General features: G+C 69.2%; 16 protein-coding genes. 5 read left to right on the top strand and 11 right to left on the bottom strand.

Features of this window, described 5'->3' with window-relative positions; translation table 11 throughout:
- Positions 1–1,281, bottom strand: a complete 1,281-nt coding sequence (locus tag QH290_RS34750; protein WP_280387588.1) for a PucR family transcriptional regulator — start codon at positions 1,279–1,281, stop codon at positions 1–3.
- A 578-nt stretch (positions 1,282–1,859) separates the two neighbouring features.
- Here QH290_RS34750 and QH290_RS34745 point away from each other — a divergent pair.
- From QH290_RS34745 to QH290_RS34735, 3 genes are read left to right on the top strand one after another with little or no spacing between them, the layout of a single operon-like run.
- Complete coding sequence (locus tag QH290_RS34745) at positions 1,860–3,386, top strand: aldehyde dehydrogenase family protein (protein WP_280387624.1); 1,527 nt, start codon at positions 1,860–1,862, stop codon at positions 3,384–3,386.
- On the top strand, positions 3,383–4,222 hold the full coding sequence (locus QH290_RS34740) for an SDR family oxidoreductase (protein ID WP_280269453.1): 840 nt from the start codon (positions 3,383–3,385) through the stop codon (positions 4,220–4,222). The genes QH290_RS34745 and QH290_RS34740 overlap by 4 nt, the downstream gene beginning before the upstream one ends.
- Positions 4,223–4,242: 20 nt before the next feature.
- On the top strand, positions 4,243–5,145 hold the full coding sequence (locus QH290_RS34735) for a PfkB family carbohydrate kinase (RefSeq protein ID WP_280387586.1): 903 nt from the start codon (positions 4,243–4,245) through the stop codon (positions 5,143–5,145).
- Here QH290_RS34735 and QH290_RS34730 read toward each other — a convergent pair.
- From QH290_RS34730 to QH290_RS34715, 4 genes are all read right to left on the bottom strand, one after another.
- Positions 5,130–5,810 carry a nucleoside/nucleotide kinase family protein gene (locus tag QH290_RS34730; protein WP_280269455.1) on the bottom strand — a complete coding sequence of 227 codons (681 nt, stop codon included), beginning with the start codon at positions 5,808–5,810 and terminating at the stop codon, positions 5,130–5,132. The two genes, QH290_RS34735 and QH290_RS34730, sit on opposite strands and share 16 nt — an antisense overlap.
- A 91-nt stretch (positions 5,811–5,901) precedes the next feature.
- Positions 5,902–6,612: a cyclase family protein gene (locus QH290_RS34725; protein ID WP_280269456.1), complete on the bottom strand. Its 711-nt coding sequence runs from the start codon at positions 6,610–6,612 to the stop codon at positions 5,902–5,904.
- A complete protein-coding gene (locus tag QH290_RS34720; RefSeq protein ID WP_280387568.1) occupies positions 6,609–8,702 on the bottom strand; it encodes a serine/threonine-protein kinase in 2,094 nt (697 codons plus the stop codon). The genes QH290_RS34725 and QH290_RS34720 overlap by 4 nt, the downstream gene beginning before the upstream one ends.
- Entirely contained in the window at positions 8,699–11,128 is a 2,430-nt protein-coding gene (locus QH290_RS34715) for a serine/threonine-protein kinase (RefSeq protein ID WP_280269458.1), read from the bottom strand. Before QH290_RS34715 ends, QH290_RS34720 begins: the two co-directional genes overlap by 4 nt.
- A 190-nt stretch (positions 11,129–11,318) precedes the next feature.
- Here QH290_RS34715 and QH290_RS34710 point away from each other — a divergent pair, with 190 nt between their 5' ends.
- A complete protein-coding gene (locus tag QH290_RS34710; RefSeq protein WP_280387566.1) occupies positions 11,319–12,779 on the top strand; it encodes an amidase in 1,461 nt (486 codons plus the stop codon).
- Here QH290_RS34710 and QH290_RS34705 read toward each other — a convergent pair.
- From QH290_RS34705 to purF, 6 genes are all read right to left on the bottom strand, one after another.
- Positions 12,770–13,654: a LysR family transcriptional regulator gene (locus QH290_RS34705; protein ID WP_280269460.1), complete on the bottom strand. Its 885-nt coding sequence runs from the start codon at positions 13,652–13,654 to the stop codon at positions 12,770–12,772. The genes QH290_RS34710 and QH290_RS34705 overlap by 10 nt on opposite strands.
- An 853-nt stretch (positions 13,655–14,507) precedes the next feature.
- Positions 14,508–16,253 (bottom strand): dipeptide ABC transporter ATP-binding protein, encoded by a 1,746-nt coding sequence (locus tag QH290_RS34700; protein ID WP_280387564.1) that lies wholly within the window; start codon positions 16,251–16,253, stop codon positions 14,508–14,510.
- The gene (locus tag QH290_RS34695) at positions 16,246–17,232 is read right to left on the bottom strand and encodes an ABC transporter permease (RefSeq protein ID WP_425303686.1); all 987 of its coding nucleotides are present in this window, start codon (positions 17,230–17,232) and stop codon (positions 16,246–16,248) included. The genes QH290_RS34700 and QH290_RS34695 overlap by 8 nt, the downstream gene beginning before the upstream one ends.
- Positions 17,233–18,246 (bottom strand): ABC transporter permease, encoded by a 1,014-nt coding sequence (locus tag QH290_RS34690; RefSeq protein ID WP_280387620.1) that lies wholly within the window; start codon positions 18,244–18,246, stop codon positions 17,233–17,235.
- A gap of 83 nt (positions 18,247–18,329) precedes the next feature.
- Complete coding sequence (locus QH290_RS34685) at positions 18,330–19,883, bottom strand: ABC transporter substrate-binding protein (RefSeq protein WP_280268325.1); 1,554 nt, start codon at positions 19,881–19,883, stop codon at positions 18,330–18,332.
- Positions 19,884–20,230: 347 nt separating this feature from the next.
- A complete protein-coding gene (purF, locus tag QH290_RS34680) occupies positions 20,231–21,838 on the bottom strand; it encodes an amidophosphoribosyltransferase (protein WP_425301680.1) in 1,608 nt (535 codons plus the stop codon).
- Between the two features lie 142 nt (positions 21,839–21,980).
- Between purF and QH290_RS34675 the strand changes: the two genes are divergently transcribed.
- Positions 21,981–23,231 (top strand): YhgE/Pip domain-containing protein, encoded by a 1,251-nt coding sequence (locus QH290_RS34675; protein ID WP_280265655.1) that lies wholly within the window; start codon positions 21,981–21,983, stop codon positions 23,229–23,231.
- Positions 23,232–23,377 lie beyond the last annotated feature (146 nt).

Below are 23,377 nucleotides of genomic sequence, written 5' to 3'. Positions count from 1 at the left end.
TCAGACCCCGTAGATCGCCGCGCAGTCCAGCGCGATCTCGAGCCGCAGGCTGCGCTGCTCGATCGGATGGCCGAGCAGTTCCTCGATTCGCTGTATCCGATAACGCACCGTGTTCTTGTGCACCCCAAGCTTTTTCGCGGCCGCATCCGGACTCCGATGGCAGCGCAGGTAGGCGTGCAGGGTGTCGCGCAGGCGAGCGGCACCGGCATCCGGACGCACCAGCGCGCCCAGTTCACGCTCGATCAGCGTCCGCATCGCCGCCTCGTCCGCGCCCGCCAGGTAGGCCACCTCCACCTCGGGATAGCGCAGCAGCCGCGGAATGTCGCGCACCGCGCGCTCGGCGACGTGCCGGGCGGCCACGGCCTCCCGATGGCTCTGCCGGAATCCGGCGATCCGATCGGCGGGCGTCCCGACCGCGATCCGGACGGGTGCCTCGACGCTGGTCGGCAGGCCCGGCGGGTAGGCATCGCCGTCGACCCCGATCCACGCCCACAGCGCGGCCGCGCCGGACGGCACCGTCAGCACGCCGCCGGTGCCGATCCCGCCCGCCAGCCGCACGGCCGTCCGCTCCAGCAGGCCCAGTGACTCGCTTTCGCCCGGCGCCGCGGGCAGCACGGGATCGCCGTCCGCCGGGATGACACCGGTGGCGACGGCATCCTCGTCGGTCCACAGCACGCACGCCAGATGCCGCTGCGCCAGGCGGTAACCCAGACGCGCCGTGGCCTGATCGGCATCGAGGTCCTCCCCGGCCAGCAGTGCCCGCACGATCTCGGTGCGCTGGTTCAGCGCCGCGCGCAGCCCGCGCTCCCGCTCCTCCATGTAGGTGTCGGTGAGCGCCTCGATCGAGGTGCTGATCCATCGGATGGACCGGTCGAACAGGCGCAGCAGGGTGGCGCGTTCGGTCTCCGGCGGTAGCCGCCGCTGCTCGAGCACCTCCGTCATGTATTCGAGCACGGCCTCCTGGCCCACGTGATAGACCCGCAGCAGCAGTCGCAGATCGTGGCCGCGCCGCGCGATGGTGCGGGCGAAGGCGTGCGCCTGCTCGGGCACCGGGTAGTCCAGCTTGTCCTGGGTCAGGCCGCTCAGCACGACCAGCGCATGGGCCCGCGTGCTGGTTTCCAGGTCGCGGCGCATGTCGCGGTCGGCCAGTTCCGGAACGCGGCGGATGATCTCCCGGTTCAGCCGCTGCACCACCTGTTCGAGGGTTTCGGTGCGCAGGGTCTCGGCGACGAAATCGGCGAGCCACTGCCGCACCACCACGCCGGTCGCGTCGATCGTCACGAGAACACCTCCGAAATTTGTCCTCAGAGTACAAAGTGCTGGGGGTGCATTGACCGTCAAGGCCAAGAAGTCGCGATGTCGCTTGTGTGACGATCATAGGTCAGTGAAGTGATTCACAAAGTCGCAACGCAGCGCACGTGGGAGAGCAGAACGTGACGAATACCGACCCGGCCCCCGAGGCGGGCAAGGCAGCACGCAGTACGCCCGCCGAGAATTCCACCGGGGCTCCGGTCGGCGAGTCCGCCGAGTCCCGCACGCCGAAGAAGGCCGCCGCGAAGAAGACCCCGGCCGAGAAGGCCCCGGCAAAGAAGACCCCGGCGAAGAAGGCCGCCGCGAAGAAGGCCGCCGCGAAGGCCCCGGCCAAGAAGGCCCCGGCGAAGAAGGCTGCGGCGAAGAAGACCGCGGCAGCACCGGGTCCGGCGGCGAAGACCGCAGAACCGGGCGAGCAGGCCGCAGCGGCACCGAAGAATTCAGCAGCCGAGACGAGTCCCGAGGCTGCGCGTCCCGAGACGCCCCCGGCCACGGCACCGGCGAGCACACCGGCGTCGAACGGGGCGGCGGGGAAGGCGGCGACCGAGATCGAGGTCCGCAATCCGGCCGATGGTGCGGTGGTCGGCCGCGTGCCGGTGGATTCGGCGGAGACGGTCGCCGCCAAGGTGCGCCAGCTGCGGCTGTATCAGCCCGAGTGGGAGGCGATCGGTCCGGAGGGCCGCAAACGGTGGCTGCTGAAGCTGCAGGACTGGCTCATCGACAACACCGACCACCTGGGTGACGTGCTGCAGTCGGAGACCGGCAAGCCGCGGGTGGACGCGCTCATCGATCCGGCCTTCGCGGTCGATCTACTCGGCTACTACGCGCGCCGCGCGGGCAAGTTCCTCGCCGACGAGCATCCGTCGCCGCACAGCCCGCTGGCCCGGGTCAAGCGCCTCACCACCGTCTACCGGCCGTATCCGGTCGTCGGGGTGATCACCCCGTGGAACTTCCCGCTGGCCATGCCCGCGCTGGATGTCTTCCCGGCGCTCGCCGCGGGCGCCGCGGTGCTCCTCAAACCGTCGGAGGTGACGCCGCTGTCGGCGCTGGAACTGGCGCGCGGCTGGGCGGAGATCGGCGCGCCGCCGGTGCTGGCGGTCGCCACCGGCGCCGGGGAAACCGGTGCGGCGGTGGTGGATTCGGTCGACTACGTGCAGTTCACCGGGTCGACCAAGACCGGCCGCGCCATCGCGCGCGCCTGCGTCGACCGGCTCATCCCCTACAGCCTGGAGCTCGGCGGCAAGGATCCGGCGATCGTGCTGGCGGACGCCGATATCGACCGCGCCGCCTACGGCATCGCCTTCGGCGGGCTGTTCAACGCCGGTCAGGTGTGCATCTCGGTGGAGCGGGTGTACGTCGAGGAGCCCGTGTACGACGAGTTCGTCGCCAAGCTGACCGAACACGTGCGCAGCCTGCGCCAGGGCACCGACGGCCGGGAGTCGCGCTTCGACGTCGGCGCACTGGCCAACGAGGCGCAGAAGGCGATCGTCGCCGGACATGTCGATGACGCGATCGCCAAGGGCGCCAGGGCATTGACGGGCGGTAAGCCGACCGGCGTCGGTACCTACTTCCAGCCGACGGTACTGGTGGATGTCGACCACGGCATGTCGTGCATGACCGAGGAGACCTTCGGGCCGACACTGCCGGTGATGAAGGTCGCCGACGAGACCGAAGCCGTTGCGCTGGCCAATGATTCGATCTACGGGCTGTCCGCCTCGGTGTGGACCGGCGACAAGGCGCGCGGCGAACGCATTGCGCGGCAACTGAATGCGGGCGCGGTGAACATCAACGACGTGTTCTCCAACCTGTTCAACTTCGCCCTGCCGATGGGCGGCTGGCAGCAGTCCGGCGTGGGCTACCGCTGGGGCGGCGCGGAGGGCGTGCGCAAGTACTGCCGCCGCCAGGCCGTCACGGCACCCATCCTGCCGACGCAGCAGAAGGAACTGTTCTGGTTCCCGTACAGCACAACGAAACTCGGTTTCGCCATGGCCGCCATGCGCGCCGCCGGGGCCCGGGGGATGCGGCGCCTGGGAATCATGGACGTGATCAACACCGTGGGAGGTAAGGACAAGTGACGGACTTCGGAAAGCTTCGCGGCAAGGTGGTTGTCATCACCGGCGGAGCCCGCGGCATCGGCCTCGCCACGGCCACCGCGCTGCAGACCCTCGGCGCGAAGATCGCGATCGGCGATGTGGACGAGACGGCGGTCAAGGAGTCCGGCACGGCACGGGATTTCGACCACTACGGCCCGCTCGACGTCACCGATCAGCAGTCGTTCGAGAGCTTCCTCGACGAGGTGGAGCGGCAGCTGGGCCCGATCGATGTGCTGATCAACAACGCCGGGATCATGCCGACCGGCAGGCTGATCGACGAGCCGGACGCGCTCACCAAGCGCATTCTCGACATCAACGTCTACGGCGTGATTCTGGGCTCGAAGCTGGCGGCGGCCAGGATGCTGCCGCGCGGCACCGGGCATGTCGTCAATATCGCCTCGCTGGCCGGGGAGACCCATATTCCGGGCCTGGCCACCTACAACGCCAGCAAGCACGCGGTGCTCGGCTTCACCGACACGCTGCGCGAGGAGTACCGGGGCAGCGGGGTGGCGTTCTCCTCGGTGCTGCCGACGCTGACGAAGACCGAGCTGGGTTCGGGCGTCACCGCGCCGAAGCTGCTGCGGCCCGCCGAGCCCGAGGAGATCGCCGACGCCATCGCCAAGCTGCTGGTGGACCGTCGCTCGAAGGTCCGTGTCACCACGGTGGCGGGGGTGATCTCCCAGGTCGTCGGCATGTTGCCGGAGGCAGTCGGCGATGCCATCGGCCGCGCGCTGGGCGCCCAGAGCGCCTTCCTCGACGAGGTCGACACGGCCGCGCGCAAGGCCTACGAGGACCGGGTGCGCGCCGCGGGCAAGTAGCCGTCGCTATCGTCGCGGGCATGGCAACTGCGGTGTTCGTCGGGCTCGCGACGCTCGATATCGCGTATGCGGTGCAGCGATATCCGGCCGAGGACAGCAAGACCCAGGCGCGCGATCAGTTCCTGGGCGCGGGCGGCCCGGCGGCGAATGCGGCGGTGACGTACGCATTCCTGTCCGGGCGCACCCCTGCCCTGGTCACCGCGCTCGGCGAACACGCACTGGCACAGGTGATCCGGCGGGATCTGGACGATCACGGCGTGGCTCCGCTGGATCTGACACCCGGTGGCGAGCAGCGGCCGCCGGTGTCCTCCGTGGTGGTGGCGACCGAGGCCGGTACCCGCACCATCGTATCGCTGGACGGCTCGCGGATCGCGGCGCGATTCGATCCGTCCCGGCTCGGCCCGCTCGACGATGCGGCGATCGTGCTGATCGACGGCCACTATCCCGAGGCCGCGCTCGGATTCGCCACGGCGGCAAGGAAATCCGGTGTCACGGTGGTGCTGGATGCCGGGCGGTGGCGGACCGTGCACACCGAGCTGCTGCCGCTGGTGGACATCGCGATCTGTTCGGCCGCCTTCGCGCCGCCGGATTGCGGCGCCACGCCGGACGAGGTATTCGATCGGCTGCACGCGGACGGTGTCGGTCAGGTCGCGATCACCCAGGGCGGCGGGCCCATCCGGTATTCGACACCGCACGACCGCGGCACCGTGGCGGTGCCGAGCGCCCCGGCCGTGGATACGCTCGGCGCGGGGGACATCCTGCACGGCGCCTTCTGCCACTACCACGTTGCGGGGCAGGCGTTTCCGGCCGCCCTGCGCAGCGCGGCGGCGGTGGCGACACGGTCGTGCGCATACCTGGGCACCCGGGAGTGGATGCGTCACCTGCCTGCTCGGGAACCCGGCGGGACTCAGAGCACGAGGTAGTTCCGCCCGTGCGCCTGCAGCACCAGGTCCGCGCGCTCGCGCGTCTTGGCGACCAGCTCCGCATTCAGCAGATCGCTGTCGGCCACCTTCGCCCGCGCGAACTCCGCACTCTTCCCGCCGCGAACATGACGGCGCAGCAGTCGTTTTCGCAGCAGCTCGGCGGGCGCGTGGACATACCAGGCCGCGTCGAGGCACTCCCGGACCGCCGACCACCCGGCCGTGCCGACATCGTCGAGCAGCAGGTAGTTCCCCTCGGTGAGCACGATGGACTGGCCGGAGAACACCACGCCGCCCGGCACCGGCTCATGCCGCCGCCGATCGTAGGTCGGCCACGAAAACGACTGTCCCGGTGGCAATTCCCGCAGGGTACGCAGGGCGTCCAGGTATGCCGCGACATCGAAGGTATCGGGTTCGCCCTTGCGTGCCAGCGCGCCCGCCACCCGCAGTTCGGCGTTGGTCAGGTGGAATCCGTCCATCGGCGCCACCTCCGCGATCGGTGCCTCGGCGGCGGCGTTCAGGGTGTCGCGCAGCGCCGTGGCGAGTGTCGACTTGCCCGCACCCGGCGGTCCGGCGACGCCCAGTACGAACCGCCGGTCCCGGGCGCCCGCCCGATCCCGCACCCGCGCCGCCAGCTCCTCGAGCGAAACCTCACCATGACCGACCATCCGGCCGACCCTACCTGCGAATGTCCCCTGCGAGCCCGCGCCGTTCCGAAGCCCGGCACACCGGTCGGCCTGTCGCCGACCAACGCGCGGATCATCGGGGAATCAGCCCGTACACACCGGCGGGCGACCCGGACCCGCCGCGGTGCACCGCGCCACCGGCCAGCACCCACGCGCCGGTGGCGGGCAGGGCGGCGAGGTTGGCGAGGCACTCCAGGCTGATCCGGTGCTCGCGGTAGAGCAGTCTCGATACGGTGTAGGACTCGTCGGTCCCGAGATCGGGTCCGAAGGTGTCGATGCCGAGCGCACCCCGATGCCCGAGGCGGCCGGAGTCGAGCAGCCAGTGCACGGCGGCGGGCGCGAATCCCGGTTGGCGGCCCTCGAATTCACCGGTGCCGAGGAATTCGGGCGTACCCCACAGCGCATCCCACCCCGTCCAGGCCACGACGGCGGCACCGGCGGGAATCGGGCCGTGCCGCCGTTCCCAGTCGCGCAGATCGTCGGGGGTGATCGCGTAATCCCGGTTCCCCGAGCATTTTTCGCGGAGGTCGAGCTTGATCGCGGGCAGCAGCAGGTCCTCGGGCTCGAGTTCGTCGGCCGCGACGCCCGCCGAATCGAAGTGAATCGGTGCGCCCCAATGGGTTCCGGTGTGCTCACCCTGCCGGATGTAGCGCAGGTAGTACCCGTCGCGCTCGATGGTCGCCACCGTCTCGCAGGTGAACGCCGGATCACCCGGGTACAGCGGTGTGGTGGCCGGGTCGTGCACGTGGGACAGATTCACGATCCGCGCGAACGGCGCCGTCACCGGACGCCCCGCGGGATGACCCGGGCCAGTGCGCGCAGATCCATTTCCAGCAGCCGGAACAGCCGATAGGTCAGCACGAATGCCAGGATGCCACCGACGCTGAGCGCCCGCACCGGATCGATCACCTGGCTCAGCTGATCGCCGGGCACCAGGGTCGCGCTGGCGACCCCCAGCAGCGGCACCGACGCCGCGGCGGCCAGATAGAAGTTGGCGCGCCCGGCCAGCCGCCACAGCTGCCGCCCGTCGTCGGGCCCGACCGCGCCCGCGACCAGCAGCTGCGGGTACACCGAGCGCACGGCGTACACCGTGACCAGGAAGAACGGATAGGCCAGCGCGATCGCGGCGCAGACCACCTGGGCGGTGTAGAAGTGCAGGAAATTGCGGGCGGGCAGCGCGACCCCGGTCGCCATCACCGCTGTCGGCCAGGCGATCCCGGCCACCAGCCACATCCCGAACGGCACCCACACGAGGCGGTCGCCGAGGGAGAGCAGCTGCCGTCGCGCGACCGCGAGGTCGCGGGGACTCACCGCTGCGCCCCGGCGCAGGCGGAGGGTCACCATCAGCACGCGCCAGGTCAGCAGCGTCATCAGCACGGCCGCCAGCGGAAAGGTGATCAGGTTGTTGATCAGCCCGACGGTGGAGTACCGGTCCTGGTCCGCCGCCGACAGCCGGTCGATGATCAGGCTCTCGTTGAGCCTTATGTTGTAGAGGCTGGCCAGCAGGTTCGGCAGTCCCACACAGGCCCATACGATCGGCAGCGACCAGCCGCGCGCCCGGTAGCGCAGGCTCGTCGGCGGCGGATCCACGAGATCTCGGGCGCGCGCGTCGAGGCACAGATCCAGCTGCCCGGCCAACTCGACCCCGGATTGCCAGCGCCCTTGCGGATCGGGCGCCAGGCAGCGCAGCAATGTCCGCCGCAGCGTCGCGGGTGTGTCGGCGGGCAGCGGGGCCGCGTCATCGAATGGGCTTGCGCCCGTGAGCATTTCCCACAGGAGTACACCCAGTGCGTAGATGTCGGTGCGGGCATCCGGAACCACCGCCTGCGAGAGCTGCTCGGGCGCCCGGTACTGCGTCGAATCCGGCTGAGCGACAGCGTTTTCCGTATGGTCATCGGCGGCGAAATCGGCCAGCTTCGGTATTCCTTCGGCGGTGAACACCACGTTGTCGGGTTTGATATCACCGTGCACGACGCCCTGGTGTCCGGCGTAGTCCAGCGCCGCCGCCAGCCGACGGCCCACCCAGGCCACGGTCTCCGGCCACGACAGCGCGGCGATCTCGGCGCGCACGCTCGAATCGGTGGGGCGGATCTCGCCGCGCGCCTCCATCACCGCGTCCACCGAACGCAGCAGCAGCGCACCACCGTCCGGCTCGGGGGTGGAGCGCCGCAGCCGCATCAGGTCGGCACCGCTGCCGCCGGGCAGGTACTGCATGTATCGCAACCGCAGCGGCCCGCCGGATACGCCCGCGACCACGCGCTGATCGAAGACCCGGACGATGTACGGGTGATCGAGCTGCGCCACCGTCCGGGGATCGTGCGTGCCCACCGCCTCCACCCGCACCGCGACCAGCCGCTGCATCGAATGTTGCCGGGCCAGAAAGACCTTCGCGCCCCCGGTGCCGCCCAGCAGGGTCACCAGATCGAAGTCGTCGATCCGGCGGCCCGGCTCCACCTCCACGGCCGCCGGGGACGCCTCCGCGCAGATGCGTCCGGGTGCCGACTCGACGTCGTCGATCCGCTGCGCGAGTTCCGCGGCCAGTTCCGGGTATTCGTCGAGGAACTCCGCGACGGTGGTGGGCCGGTACCGGTTGCGGAGCGCGAACTCCTCACAGACCAGATCCAGAAACTGCGGGCTGGCGGCCAATTCGGGAAATTCCCTGCCGTAGTCCGCCATTCGCTTGCCGTGCCGGGTCCGGCGCCAGCGCTGACGCAGGTCGATGCGGACGAGATCGGCGAGCACCGCCACGCGTAACGCGCCGCCCTCCGGGATGTACCGCGCGAGCACCGGTGGGCCGTCGTCCAGCCCGCTCAGCGCGGCCTGCCAGTCCGCGTCGAACCGGGCGGCGGCCGCGCCGAGCGCGAGTTCACTCAAGGCGCGCCCTCGATGTCGGAAATACGCCGCGCGGCAACGGGATCCACGATTCGACCCAGCGCGCGCAGATCCGCCTCCAGCGCCCGGAACAGCACATAGGACACGACGAACGCGACGATCGCCCCCACGCACAGCACCCGGACGGCGAAGACCACGCGCGGAATATCCTCCGGCGGCAGGAAAGTCACCCCGGCCACGGCCAGCAGCGGCACCGACGCCGCCACCGCCAGATACCTCGTGCCGCGGCGGCCGAGCAGCCGCAGCCGCCTGGCGTCGGTCGTGCTGACGTCACCGTGCCGCAGGAACATCGGATAGATGCAGCGCACCATGTAGAAGTTCACCAGGAAGAACGGGTAGGCCACCGCGATCGCGCCGCACACCAGCACCGAGGACAGGAAGTGGATCACCGCGCGTGCACCCACCTCCCCCGTCGCCAGTTGCAGCGCTATCGGGAAGGTGATCGCGGCCAGGCCCCACAGCGAAAATGCCACCAGCACAGCGCGATCACCCAGCAGTAGCGCATCCTTTCCGGCTCCGGCCAGCTCCTGCGGGTCGTAGTCCCGGCCCTTGCGCAGCCCCCGCGGGACGGTGAGCAATCGCCGCGCCAGGTAGATCAGCACCGCCGTACCGGCCGGGAAGAACACCGCGTTCACGATCGCGGTGACGAGCAGGAAGGTGTGCTGCGACGGCGGGCTGAGCCGTTCGATGATCAGCGACCGATTGTGCTCGATGTTGTACAGCGACGCACAGGCATTCGGAATTCCGATGGCCAGCGACATCAGCAGCGCCCGCCACCCCCGCAGCCGCAACCGCCAGCTGTGCGGCGGCGGATCCACCAGATCGCGCGCCCGTTCGTCCAGGCACAGCTGCAACTGCTGCGACAGCGCTTCCCCACTCGCCCAGCGCTTTTCGCGTTCCGGCTCCAGACAGGTCAGCAACACCCGGCGCAGCGCCGCCGGGCAGTCGGGGGGAAGCTGCTCGAGTGCCTCCGCCTCGACTCCCGTCCGGCGCCGCTGCAACATCTGGGCCAGGGTTGTCGTATCGCCGTTCTCACCGGCCGTGACATCGTCGAAAGGCTTTGCGCCGGTGAGCAATTCCCACAGAACCACGCCGAGGGAGTAGATGTCGGCCCGCGTGTCGAGATCGTCGGCGGAGCGCTGATAGCCGGGATGGCAGGCCTCCAGCTGCTCCGGCGACATGTAGGACAGCGAACCGCCGAAGTACGCGACCGGACTCGCACCGGCCAGCGTCCGGCTGAAACTGATATTGAAGTCCGCCAGTTTGGGCACCGCCTCCGCGGTGAGCAGCACATTCGCCGGTTTCACATCGCGATGCAGCACCCCTTGCGCGTCCGCGTAGGCCAGCGCCTCGGCCAGCCGCCGCCCCAGCCAGGCCACGGTTTCCGGCCACGACAGCGCCGCCAGCTCGGCGCGCACGCTGGAGTCGGTGGGCCGGATCTCCCCCTTCTCCTCCATGGCCGCATCGACCGCATCCAGCAGCAACTGCCCGCTGCGCTGCGATGCGGGGGTGGCGCGCACCCAGCGCAGCACCCCGAGCAGCGTGCCGCCGGGCAGAAACTGCATGTACAGCAGGCGAAGTCGGCGTGCCCGCGGATCGGATCCCGCGGGATCGAACTCCTCGAGCAACCGCTGATCGAAGACCCGCACGATGTAGTCGTGGTCGAGCTGGGCCAGTGTCTGCGGCTCGGTCCCCCGGTCCGCCGAGATCTTCACCGCGACCAGCCGCTGCAGGCTGCGCTGCCGGGCCAGGAATACGCGCGCGAAGGCCCCGCTGCCGAGCGCGGTCAGCAGCTCGAAATCGTCTATCCGCTGCCCGATTTCGATGCGGCCGAGCGCATCGACGCGGGCGCCGGAGCCGGACGCGACGCTCGCCGGGCCCGTGGTGGTGCGCGTCGCCTCACCCGCCCAGGTGCTGGAGAAGTCCGGCGGCACGGTCGCGGTGAGATCGACACCCGCGCGCCGGGTGCTGCGGTCCTCGTCGTCGGCGTTGAGCAGTTCGCGCAGCTGCGGCGCCTGGTCGGGATACTCCCGCAGGCAGTCGCGCGGATCCACCCGCTCGCCGCTGTGGCGGCGGATCACGAACTCCTCGTAGACCAGGCTGGCCGGAAGCGCCTGCGGCACCAATTCCGGGAATTCCGAACAGTACTCGTGCAGCCGCCTGCTCGCCGGGCTCGGTTCGGCGACCCGGGAGCCCGGCGAGCGGGACAGCCAGCGGTACCGCATGTCGATCCGGATCAGCTCGATCAGGGCGTCGAGCCGTAGCGTGCGCGCATCGGGCAGGTAGTCGCCGATCTCCGGCGGCCGGGCGCCGGATTCCCACGCCGCCGCGAAGGCGGTCACGGCGCCGAATTCGATTCCGGCCGTTGGCCGCCCGAACCCACCGCCGAAGCCGGAAGTATCACTCATATCCGCACCCATCGAACCGGACCTGTCGCATCAGCCACGGACCGAAGTCCGCACTGGTCGGTTGGCGGCAGGGCGGATAGAATCCGCCACACCCGAGAACCATCATCCCCCGAGCGTTTCCCCGAAATGATAATTTGCGCGTCAACACGCAACCACCCCATTTCGACCACGACGCGACGGGGGCAGCAGCATGCACGACGAGGGCACCGCGCTTGCGGACGGCATCTCACCAGCGGAAATCTCGGAGGAACCGGTGGGCGCGAACGATCCGGCCGGCGCGGCCTCCCCGCAGGATCCGGGAGGCACGCCGGAGCCGATCACGGCCACCGCCATTGCGGCGGCGGTGCGCGACGGTGCCGCGCGCCCCGAACAGATCCTCGACTCCGCTCTCGAGCGCATCCGCGTCGGCAATCCGACAGTGAACGCTTTCAGTCTCGTCCGCACCGAGCGGGCCCGGGCGGAGGCGCGGACGCTGGCCGATCGCACCGACCTCGAGGCGCTGCCGCTGGCGGGCGTGCCGATAGCGATCAAGAACAACATCGATGTCGCCGGCGAGGTGACCCTGGGCGGTTCGGCCGCCGGAGATCAGCAGCCCGCGGCGACCGATCATCCGGTGGTGCGGCGGCTGCGCGCGGCCGGGGCGGTGGTCGTCGGGCTCACCGAGATGCCCGAGTTCGGGCTGTGGGGCGCGACCGATACCCCGGAGCGAATCACCCGTTCCCCCTGGAACATTCGCTACAGCGCGGGCGGCTCGTCGGGCGGTTCGGGCGCCGCGGTGGGTGCCGGACTGGTGCCCGTCGCGCACGGTAACGACGGCCTAGGATCGGTCCGGATCCCGGCGGCCTGCTGCGGCGTGGTCGGGATCAAGCCCGGCCGCGGCGTGGTGCCCGCCGAGGTCGGCCTCGACTCCTGGGGCGGCATGACGGAGAACGGGGTGCTGGCCACCACGGTCGCCGACGCGGCCCTGGTGCTGTCGGTGCTGGCGAACCGGCCCGCGCTCGCCGATCTGGATCCACCGGCGCCGTTGCGCATCGGCCTGGACGTCACGGCGCTCTCGCCGCTGCCGCGTGTGGACCGCCACTGGTCGGGTGCGGCCCGCACGGCGGCGGAGACCGCCGCCGCGGCCGGGCACACGGTGTCGCAGGCGCGGCTGCCCTATGCGGGCGTGCTCGCCGCGCTGGCGCTGCGCTGGCTGTCCAATCCGGTGCGCGAGGGTGCGGCGGTCCCGCATCCGCAGCGACTACAGCCGCGCACGCGGCAGCATCTGGCGCTGGGGCGCGCGGTGCTGCGCTCCGGGCTCGTCCGCCCGAGCCAGATCGATCGCATCGAGACCCGGCTGCTGGACTTCTTCGATCAGCACGATGTCGTGATCACCCCGACCCTGGCCGCGCCGCCCCCGCAGGCGAAGGATTGGCATCGCCGGGGCTGGCTGGCCAACGTCCGGGCCAGTGCGCGGTTCGCCCCGTTCACGCCGCTGTGGAATCTGGTCGGCTGGCCCGCCCTCAGCGTTCCGATGGGTATGCACCCGCGCACCGGGACGCCGCTGGCCGCACAGCTCGCCGGGCCGCCCGGCAGCGAGTCGACGCTGCTGCGGCTGGCCGCACAGCTCGAGGCCGCACGCCCGTGGCGGAGGGTCGCCGATCAGTCCTGAGCGGACTCCGGGGTGCCGAATCCACCGGCGATGACCCGGTTGGCGAAATCGAGGATGGTGGGGCGATCGTCGTCGGCCCGCCACGCCACGGCCAGCTCGCACGGCGGCAGTCCCGTCACCGGCCGCGCGGCCAGTCCGGGCCACCGGTACATCGGGACGTTGTTCTCGGCCAGCAGGCATACGCCCAGTCCGAGGCTGACCGCCTCCAGGCGCTCCTCGGCCGTCGCGGCCTCACCGCCGATCTTCGGCTGCCGGGCGCCGCGCGCGTCGTTGCCGAGCCAGAAGTCCCGGGCGGCACCGGCTTCCGGCGGCATCGCGATGAAGGGCTCGTCGGCCAGATCGGCGAATTCGATGGCCTCCCGCTCGGCCAGCGGATGATTCTCCGGCAGCAGCACCCAGCGCGGCTCGGTGCGCAGCACCTGCCAGCGGTAGCGTCCGGTGTCGGGCACGGGCAGCCACATCAGCGCCAGGTCGGCCTGGCGCCCCGCCAGGCCGCTGGAAGGGTCGGTCCACGATGCGGAGTGCAGCGCGAGCCGATGCCCGCTGGCGCTCTCCAGGTCGGCGATCAGGCCGCGGCCGATCGAGCTCTGGATCCCGACCCGCAGCACCTCGCCCGCCTCCTGCAGGGCGACATTGGTGACCTCCCACAGCTCGAGGATCTTGCGCGCACCCTCGAGCAGTTCCTTACCCGCCACGGTCAGCGCGACACTGCGCTGGTTCCGGTCGAACAACACCACGTCGAGCTGCCGCTCGAGCTGGCGGATCTGCCGCGAGAGCGTCGGTTGAGCGATGTGCAACCGCTGAGCGGCATTGGTGAAGTGCAGTTCCTCAGCGACGGCGACGAAATACCGCAGGTCGCGCAAATGCGGGTCCATAGCCCCTTGCTATCAGAATTGGTCTTGGAAATCCAGCTGGATCAGACCTCCAAGTCCGTAAGGAGGCAGAGAAACAGCCATCAGGTTTGTTACTGACAGCATATTGCCTTGGCAAAACGACCGCACCACCCCCTCCGCGAACCCCCAGCCAATCAAATTTTCAACCAAACCCCCCACCCATAAGGTCATCCGACCAGCAGTAACACCCACCACGATCCCCCCCACCCCCGACCCAATCCGAACAAACCCACCCCACCCCCACCTTCCAGCAACACCCCCATCCCCAAGAAACCCACCCCCACATCCAAACAGTGACATTGCTCACAACATTGGCGCGCCCCCAAACGACACACCCACCCAAACACAGAAAACCCACCCACCTTCAGGTATCGCCCCCACCCCAAACCCGCCCCGGCGCAATCCGACGCAGGACCGAGCCAAGCAGCCCAGCGCAATCCGACGCAGGAGCGAGCCACGCAGCCCCCAGCGCAATGCGACGCAGGAGCGAGCCGAAGCTAAGCCTCCACGGCAGAGCGTCTCCGTGCTCTCGCAACTCCCCACGCTCCCAACCCCGGCCGCGAAGCGACAGCCTGACGACTACACCTGGGAGGTTTTCGGCGCGTCTCGAGTTTCGAGGGTCGCTGCGCATGCGACGAAGGAGCGAGCAGCGGCCCTCGAAACTCGAGACTCCCAGGCGCCGAAAACCCGCCGGAGCGAAGCGGAGGCCAAAAACCCAGGCAGCGAGCACCCGATCGACCGTCCGGCACCGACCGGCCGGGTGCTCGCCTAGGGTTGTGGCGCCAGTTCGTCGGCTCGCCCCCGACACGGCGCGGCGACACAACCCGGCTCGGGATTACCCGCTGTGGTCCGTGGCGAAAAGTGCCGCGGTGGCGGCGCGGCGCCGACGTTGTTCGACCGGGTCCGGAACGGGGACCGCGGCCACCAGGCGCTGCGTGTATTCCTGGGTGGGGTGGCGCAGGATCTCGTCGCGGGTGCCCTGTTCGACCACGGAACCGTTGCACAGCACGGCGATTCGGTCGGCCAGCTGGTCCACCACGGCGAGGTCGTGGCTGATGAACAGGCAGGCCCAGCCGAACTCCCGCTGCAGTTCGGCGAACAGCTCGAGCACCCGTGCCTGCACCGAGACGTCCAGCGCGCTGGTCGGCTCGTCGGCGATGAGCAGGTCGGGGTTGAGCACCAGCGCGCGGGCCAGGCTCGCCCGCTGTCGCTGCCCGCCCGAAAGCTCGTGCGGGTAGCGCTGTTCGGTGCCCGCGGGCAGTTGCACGTCGTCGAGGAGTTTGCGTACCCGCGCCCGCATCGTCTCCCCGGTCGCCGCGCGGTGCACCACCAGCGGTTCGGCGACGCACTGCCCGACGGTCAGCCGGGGGTTCAACGACGTTGCGGGATCCTGGAATACGAATCCCAGTCGCTTGCGCAGCGGTCGGAGCCGCCGTTCGGACAGGCCCGTCACGCGAGTGCCGAGCATCGCGATCGTTCCCGACGACGGCCGTTGCAGCGCCGCGACGCACCGGCCGATCGTGGTCTTGCCCGAACCGGATTCACCCACCAGGCCGAGGGTTTCGGCGCGCCCGATGGCCAGGCTGACCTCGTCCACCGCCCGGAAGGCAGGTCGGCCGAGCGCCCCGGGAAACTCCACCACGAGGTCGGTCACCTCGAGCACCGTCTCCGGCGGCTCGGCGTCCTCGGCGGCGGGTCGTTCGGACACGCTCGTGGGCGCCTCCGAATCCACCTGTGGCGCACCGGGTGACACCGGCCCGGAGGTCGGTCGCAGACCGACACCCAGGTGCGGCACCGCGGCGAGCAGGTCCCGGGTGTACTGCTGCTGGGGCGCGGCGAACAGATCGTCGACCGGTGCGGTTTCGACCACGCGCCCGGCGCGCATCACCACCACCCGGTCGGCGAGGTCGGCGACCACGCCCATGTTGTGCGTGATCAGCACGATGGCGCTGCCGATGCGATCGCGCAGATCCCGCAGCAGTTCCAGGATTTCGGCCTGCACGGTGACGTCCAGGGCGGTAGTCGGCTCGTCGGCGATGATCACCTTCGGCTCGCAGGCGATCGCGATGGCGATCATCACGCGCTGCTTCTGCCCGCCGGACAGCTGATGCGGGTAGTAGTCGACGCGATGTTCCGGATCGGGCAGCCCGACCGTGCGCAGCAGTTCGACCGCGCGGGCGCGGGCCTGTTTGCGGCTCGAACGATGGTGCGCGCGAAGGGCTTCGGTGAGCTGGTAGCCGACGGTGAACAGCGGGTCCAGGGCGGCGCCCGGCTCCTGGAAGATCATCGAGATCTCGCCGCCGCGCAGCGCGGTCAGCTGCTTCTCGGTCATCGACGTGATCTTGTCGGTGCCGACCGTGACCAGGCCGGTGACCCGCGCGGTCGAGGGCAGCAGGCCGATCGCGGTGCGGGAACTCACCGACTTGCCCGATCCGGACTCCCCGACGATGGCGAGCACCTCGCCGGGGAACACCTCGTAGGACACATCGCATACCGCGTTCACCGGGCCCGCGTCGGTGGCGAAGGTGACCGACAGCGACTCGATGGCCAGTGCGGCCGGGCGATCCACGATCTCAGTCACCGGTGGCCTCCTTCGGTGCGGCGGCGATGGCCGCGCGACGGGTGCGCAGCAGCGGGTTGAGCACCTCGTTGAGGCTCTCCCCCACCAGCGTCATGCCGAGTACCACCAAAACGATGGCGACACCGGGGAATACACCGGTCCACCAGATCCCGTTGGACACGTCGGCCAGCGCCTTGTTCAGGTCGTAGCCCCATTCGGCGGCCTGGGTGGGCTCGATGCCGTAGCCGAGGAAGCCCAGGGCGGCGAGGGTCAGGATGGCCTCGGACCCGTTGAGCGTGATGATCACCGGCAGCGACTGGGTGACATTGGGGAAGATGTGCCGGAACAGGATGCGCCCGACCGGCGCCCCGGTCACCCGGGCGGCATCGACATAGGGTTCGGTCTTCACCGCGAGCGTCGCGTTGCGCACCACCCGGAAGTACTGCGGCACGAAGATCACCGTGATCGCCACGGCCGCCGACAGCACCCCGCCGAAGCTCGACGAATTGCCCCCGGCCACCACGATCGACACCACGATCGCCAGCAGCAGCGTGGGGAACGCGTACATGGCATCCATGAACAGCGTCAGCACCCGATCGACCCAGCGCCCGACGTACCCGGACACCAAACCCAATGGGACGCCGACGAACAGCGACAGCACCAGCGATACGGCGATGACCCACAGCGCGGTGCGCGCGCCGAACAGCACGCGGGAGAATACGTCCTCCCCGCGCACCGAGGTGCCGAACCAGTGCTCCGCCGAGGGCGCCTGCTGCCGGGCGAAATCGACTCCGTCCGAGGAGATCTGGGCGAAGCCGTAGGGCGCGATCAGCGGCGCGAACAGCGCCACGAGCACGAACATCCCGATGAGCGCGAGACCGAAGATCAGCGTCACCCGCTGCAGTCCCGAGGTCATCGAGAACAGTCGCAGGCCGGGAATGCCCCGGAGCGGTCCGGGCGGAACGACGACGGGTTCCGCCAGCAGTTCAGGTGCGGTCATCTAGAACCTCACCCTCGGATCGATCAGCGCCACGACGACGTCGACGAGGAAGCTCGTCACCGCCACCACCAGCGCCAGGAAGGCCACGATCCCTTGCACCGCAACGAAATCGCGGGCCTGCAGATAGCTCGCGAGCTGGTAGCCCAGGCCCTTCCATTCGAAGGTGATCTCGGTGAGCACCGCCCCGCCCAGCATCATGGCGATCTGCATGCCCATCACCGTGACGATCGGAATCATGGCGTTGCGGAACGCGTGTCGCCCGACCACCACCCGCTCGGTGAGCCCGCGCGCCCGCGCCGCGTCGACGAAATCGCTGTGCAGGGTCTGGATCAGGTTGATCCGCACCAGCCGCAGGAAGATGCCCGCGGTGAGCAGGCCCAGGGCGATCGCGGGCAGGATGGCGTGCTCCAGCACGTCGGCCAGATATCCCATGTCGCCGTAGAGGATTGCGTCGATGGTGAGGATGTTGGTCTTCGGCGAGACGTGCTGCAGCGCCAGCTCGACATTGGTGCTGGCCCGCCCGGCCACCGGCAGCCAGCCCAGCTGCACGGCGAAGATCAGCTTCAGCAGCAGGCCGACGAAGAACACCGGGGCCGCGTAGACCAGGATGCCGAACAGCCGCAACCCGACATCGGCGGCCTTGTCGCGGCGCCGGGCTGCGTAGCGGCCCAGGGGAACTCCGACCAGGAAGGCCACCAGCAGCGCCCAGAACACCAGTTCCAGCGTCGCCGCGCCGTAGCTGGCGATGATGTCGCTGATGGCCCGGTTGTCGGTGGAGCGGCCGAAGTCGCCGCGCACCAGTCCGGTCAGATAGTCCCAATACTGGCTCAGCACAGGCCGATTGAGCCCCGCGGCCTCCTTGCGGGCCTCGATCTGGTCCGGTGGCAGCCGCCCGCCCAGTGCGGCGCTGATCGGATCGCCCACGACCCGCATCAGGAAGAACACGACCGTCACCAGGATCCATGCCGTCGGCACGATCAGCAGCAGCCGCACGCCCAGGTAGCGCAGCAGCACCCCGTAGCGGGATCGGCTGCGGCGCTGCGCATTCCGGGGAGCAGGAGCCGGTGCGGGCGGCTCCTGCTCGGTCACCACGGCCGTCACTTGCTCAGCACGCTGTAGCGGAACTTGGTGGACGGATCGAGGGTCGTCTCGGTGCCCTGGACGCCCTTGGTGGTGATCGCGATCTGCTTACCGGACAGCAGCGGCAGCGTCGAGATGTGCTGCTGGGCCAGGTCGCGCTGCACCTGTTCGAGGATCTTCACCCGCTTGGCCTCGTCGGGCTCGGTCACCTCCGCGGTCAGCTGGGCGGTGATGGCCGGGTCCTCGAAGTGGTTCTGCAGGAAGTTGTTCGGCGCGAAGAACGGGGTCAGGTAGTCGTCGGGATCCGGATAGTCCGGGAACCAGCCCAGCTGATACACCGGGTAGCCGTCGCGCGCCCGCTCGTGCTGGTAGGTCACCCACTCGGTGGACTGTAGGTTGATCTTGAACAGGCCGGTGGCATCCAGCTGGCTCTTGATCGCCGCATACTCCTCGGAGCTGGAGCCGCCGTAGTGGTCGGGGTTGTACTGGAGGTTGATCTCGACCGGCGTCGCGACGCCCGCGTCGGCGAGGAACTTCGCCGCCTGCTCCTTGTTCGGCTTGGCGCCGTAGATGTCCTTGAACGGCTCGGTCGCGCCGATGAATCCCTGCGGGACAGGCGAATACGCGGGCGTGTAGGTGCCCTTGTACACATCCCTCGACAGCGCGTCGCGGTCGACGCTGGAGGCCATGGCCTTGCGGATCGCGAGCTTCTGCTCCGGCGTGCCGCCGGGCATGGTGTTCATGTTGAACACGATGTAGCGCAGTTCGCCGCCGAGGCCCTCGTGCACCGACACCTTGTCGCTGCCGCGCAACGACTCCATATCGGTGGGGCTCAGGCTGCGGTAGGCGACGTCGATGTTGCCGTTCTGGATGTCGAGCTTCAGGTTCTCGCTGCTGGCGTAGTACTTCGTCGACACCGAGCTGGTCTTCGGCTTGCCGAGGATGCCGTTGTAGTCCGGATTCGCCTGGTACTCAACGAGTTTGTTCTTGTCGTAACTGGTGATCGTGTAGGGCCCGGAGTAGCCCTTGGCCCGCACGACCGAGTCGTCGTCGACGAGCTTGTCGGGCGAGAACACGGCCTCGTCGACGATCGGACCCGCCTGGGTCGCCAGGATCGACGGGAAGGTCTGGTCGTTGGCGTTCTTCAACGTGAAGGTCACCGTGTAGTCGTCGACCACCTCGGTGCGATCCAGGTGGGTCAGCAGCGCGGCCGGACCGTTCGGATCGTTGATCTCGACCATGCGGTCGAAGGAGAACTTGACGCTCCTGGCGGTCAACGGATTCCCGTTGGCGAACTTCAGGCCCTTCTTCAGCGTGCAGGTGTACACGGTGGGCTGGGTGAAATCGCACTTCTCCGCGGCGTCGGGCTCCGGCTTGGTCTGGCCGGGCGCGAAATTCATGACGTGCTGGAAGATCTGGGTCTCGGGGACGTAGGAGCCCTGGTCGTAGGCGGCCACCGGATCCAGCGCGAAGATCTTGTCCGTGGTACCGATCACCAGTCCGCCGTCACCGCCACCGCCGGTGCGACCGGATCCGCACCCCGCCACCGCCAGCAGCGCCAGGCCCGCCATTCCCACTGCCGCAACACTTTTCACCCTGCCCGGCACGCGACTCCTTCGAGCCGCCGACGCCGGTGAAGCCGAAAACCGCATGACTGTCCTCATCTCGCAACGCGGCCGCGCCCGGGGCCTGGATCACAGGCCGGGTGCGTACGCGGTGAACTTCGGTATGGCGGGGACAGTACCGCCGGGCCGTTGCAAATATGTTGCGTTTCGCAACAATTAATGGTCGTGAGTCCAAAAAGCGTCGGCGCCGGGGCGGGGCTACCGGATCTATTGCAAGCTGCGCAATCCCGGGGCCGGACGCCTGTCGGGAGTGAGCGCAACTATGTTGCAGACACGATCGGTGACGAGATTCGTCAGGGCCGACTGAGCGCGCTCGCATTCGCGTTGTCGCCCAACAGTTCCGACTGGCTCTTGCCGCCGAGGATGCCCTCCAGCACATTCTTCCCGATCGCGGCCTCGGTGGGCAGCGGAATCGGGTAGTTGCCGTCGAAGCAGGCGCTGCACAGCCGCGACCGGGGCTGCTCGGTGGCGGCGATCATGCCCTCCAGCGAGATGTAGCCGAGGGAGTCGGCGCCGATGGACCGCCGGACGTTCTCCACCATCTCGTCGAGCGATTCGGTGTCGTCCGGACCGGCGCCGTTGGCGATCAGCTCCGCCCGGGAGGCGAAGTCGATGCCGTAGAAGCAGGGCCACTTCACCGGCGGCGAGGCGATGCGGACGTGGATCTCCAGCGCGCCCGCCTCCCGCAGCATCCGGATCAGCGCGCGCTGGGTGTTGCCGCGCACGATCGAATCGTCGACGACGATCAGCCGCTTGCCGCGGATCACCTCGCGCAGCGGGTTCAGCTTCAGCCGGATCCCGAGCTGGCGGATGGTCTGACTGGGCTGTATGAAGGTGCGGCCCACGTAGGCGTTCTTCATCAGGCCCTGGCCGTAGGGGATGTCCGAACCCTGCGCGTACCCGACCGCCGCCGGGGTGCCCGATTCCGGCACCGGGATCACCAGATCGGCGTCGACCGGATGCTCCTTGGCCAGGCGGCGCCCGATCTCGACGCGGGTGCCGTGCACCGAGCGGCCCGCGATCGCGCTGTCGGGCCGGGCCAGGTAGACGTACTCGAAGACGCAGCCCTTGGGCTCGGGATTGGCGAAGCGCAGCGAGCGGACGCCGTCGGCATCGATCGCCAGCAGTTCGCCAGGCTCGATATCGCGGACGAACGAGGCGCCGACGATGTCGAGTGCGGCGGTTTCGCTGGCAACCACCCAGCCGCGGTCGAGCCGACCCAGGCACAGCGGGCGCACGCCGTGCGGGTCGCGCGCGGCGTAGAGGGTGTGCTCGTCCATGAAGGTCAGGCAGAAGGCGCCGCGCAGTGTCGGCAGCAGCTCCATCGCGGCCTGCTCGATGCTCTTGTCGGCGGCGGCGTGCGCGAGGAGCGCGGTCATCACGTCGGAGTCGGAGGTGGCCGACATCGAGCCGCCGGATAGTCGGCCGCCGATCAGCCCGAGTTCGCGGACCCGGGTGGCCAGTTCGGCGGTGTTGACCAGATTTCCGTTGTGCCCCAGCGCAAGTCCCGTGCCGACGGCCGTGGTCCGGAAGATCGGCTGGGCATTCTCCCAGGTGACCGAGCCGGTGGTGGAGTAGCGGCAGTGGCCGATGGCGACGTGGCCGGGCATGGCGGCCAGGGTCTGTTCGTCGAATACCTGGCTGACCAGGCCGAGGTCCTTGAACACCAGCACCTGCGAGCCGTCGGCCACGGCGATGCCCGCGGCCTCCTGGCCGCGGTGCTGCAGCGCGTACAGACCGTAGTAGGTGAGCTTGGATACATCCTCGCCGGGCGCCCACACTCCGAAGACGCCACACTCCTCGCGCGGTTCGTTCTCGGGCTGGTCCGGAGGGGGTGGAGGCAGGGTCACCGTTTGCTCCCTGTTCGGCGGGCGGGGGGCACTGATCAGTCTACGGGTCATTCGAGCGAAACCTCGCGCGGGATCGCTCGGTTGGCGGGACGGTTGCTGCTACCGTTCGACCGTGGCGACGACCGACGGTTCGGAAGTGAGTCCTCCCCGGCGACACCTGACCCCGCTCAGGTGGGCATTCCCGGTGATCGTGATGACGCTGCTGGCGTCGCTGCTGGGCGTCATGTATCTCGACTACGTCGTCGATCCCGAAGAGAATCTGCACGACTTTCCGGTGGCGCTGGTCAACCAGGACGTCGGCGACAAGCTCGGCCCGCCCGGCCAGGAGAAGGTCGTCAATTTCGGCGAGCAGGTCGCCCAGGGACTGCAGCAGGCGGTGCCCGCCGACAAGATCGATCTGCGGGTGGTGGGCCCGAGCGAGGCCCAGCTCGCGATGCAGTCGGCGCAGGTGTACGGCACCATCTACATCCCCAGCGACTTCTCCAAGCGGCTCGGCATCCTCGGCGTCGGCAGCATCGTGCCCGGGGATATCGAACAGCCCGTGATCACCCTGCAGACCAACCCCCGCACCGGCGCCTTCGCGACCGCCATCCTGGAGCGGTTCGGCGAGGAGGCACTCACCCAGGTGCAGGCGCAGGTCGGCAAGCAGCTGACAGAGCAGGTGCAGGCCCAGCTACAGACGCCACCCGGTGGGGCGCCGCCGCCCGAACTGTCCGGTGCCGCCCGGATCACGCTGGAACGCCCGCTGAACATCGTGGTCGAGCAGTTCCGTCCGCTGCCGGGCGGCTCGGGCGAGGGGCTCACCGCGTTCTTCTACAGCCTGTTGCTCCTGCTGGTCGGGATGGTCGGCGCCATGATCATCCACCAGCTCATCGATGCGTCCCTGGGCTTCCTGCCGACCGAATGGGGCCCGTGGTACCTGCACTTTCCGCGCGCCCCGATCTCCCGCACCACGACGCTGCTGATCAAGTGGTCGGCCGTGACCGCCATGGCGGTGATCGTCTCCGCGGCGCTGCTGGGCATCGGCAAGGCACTGGGGATGCCGATCGACAAACCGCTGGCGCTGTATCTCTACGGGGCCTTCGTCATGATCGCCGTCGGCTTCACCTGTACGTCGGTGCTCGCCGCGATCGGGACCTCGGGTCTGATCGTCAACCTGATCATCTTCGTCATCCTCGGCCTGCCGTCCTCCGGCGGCACGGTGCCGATCGAGGCGACGCCGAAGTATTTCGCCTGGCTGGCCGAATTCGAACCGATGCACCAGGTGTTCCTGGGCGTGCGCTCCCTGCTGTACTTCAACGGCAACGGCGCCGCCGGAATGACGCGCGGCGTCTGGATGGCGGTGCTGGGCCTGGCCATCGGCGTCACCCTCGGCCTGGTGATCACCCGCTTCTACGACCGCAAGGGCCTGGAACGCAAGCCGGTAAACCAGACCCGGGCATGACCTAGGTGTACTGACCACGGACGTTGGTGACGGCGTGGCGAGCTGACATGGCGAAGACCTCCGAGTGAAGTGAGAGCTGTCTAGGAACTCATTCACTGCCGGAGGTCTTCGTGTCCCACCGTAATGCCCCGCTCTCGGAGTTGGGC

Origin of the sequence: Nocardia wallacei (assembly GCF_029869545.1) — a bacterium.
In the GTDB taxonomy this organism is placed as follows: Bacteria; Actinomycetota; Actinomycetes; order Mycobacteriales; family Mycobacteriaceae; genus Nocardia; species Nocardia wallacei_A.
Note: the sequence above shows the minus strand (reverse complement) of the source record. Positions and strands in the feature narration are given on the sequence as shown.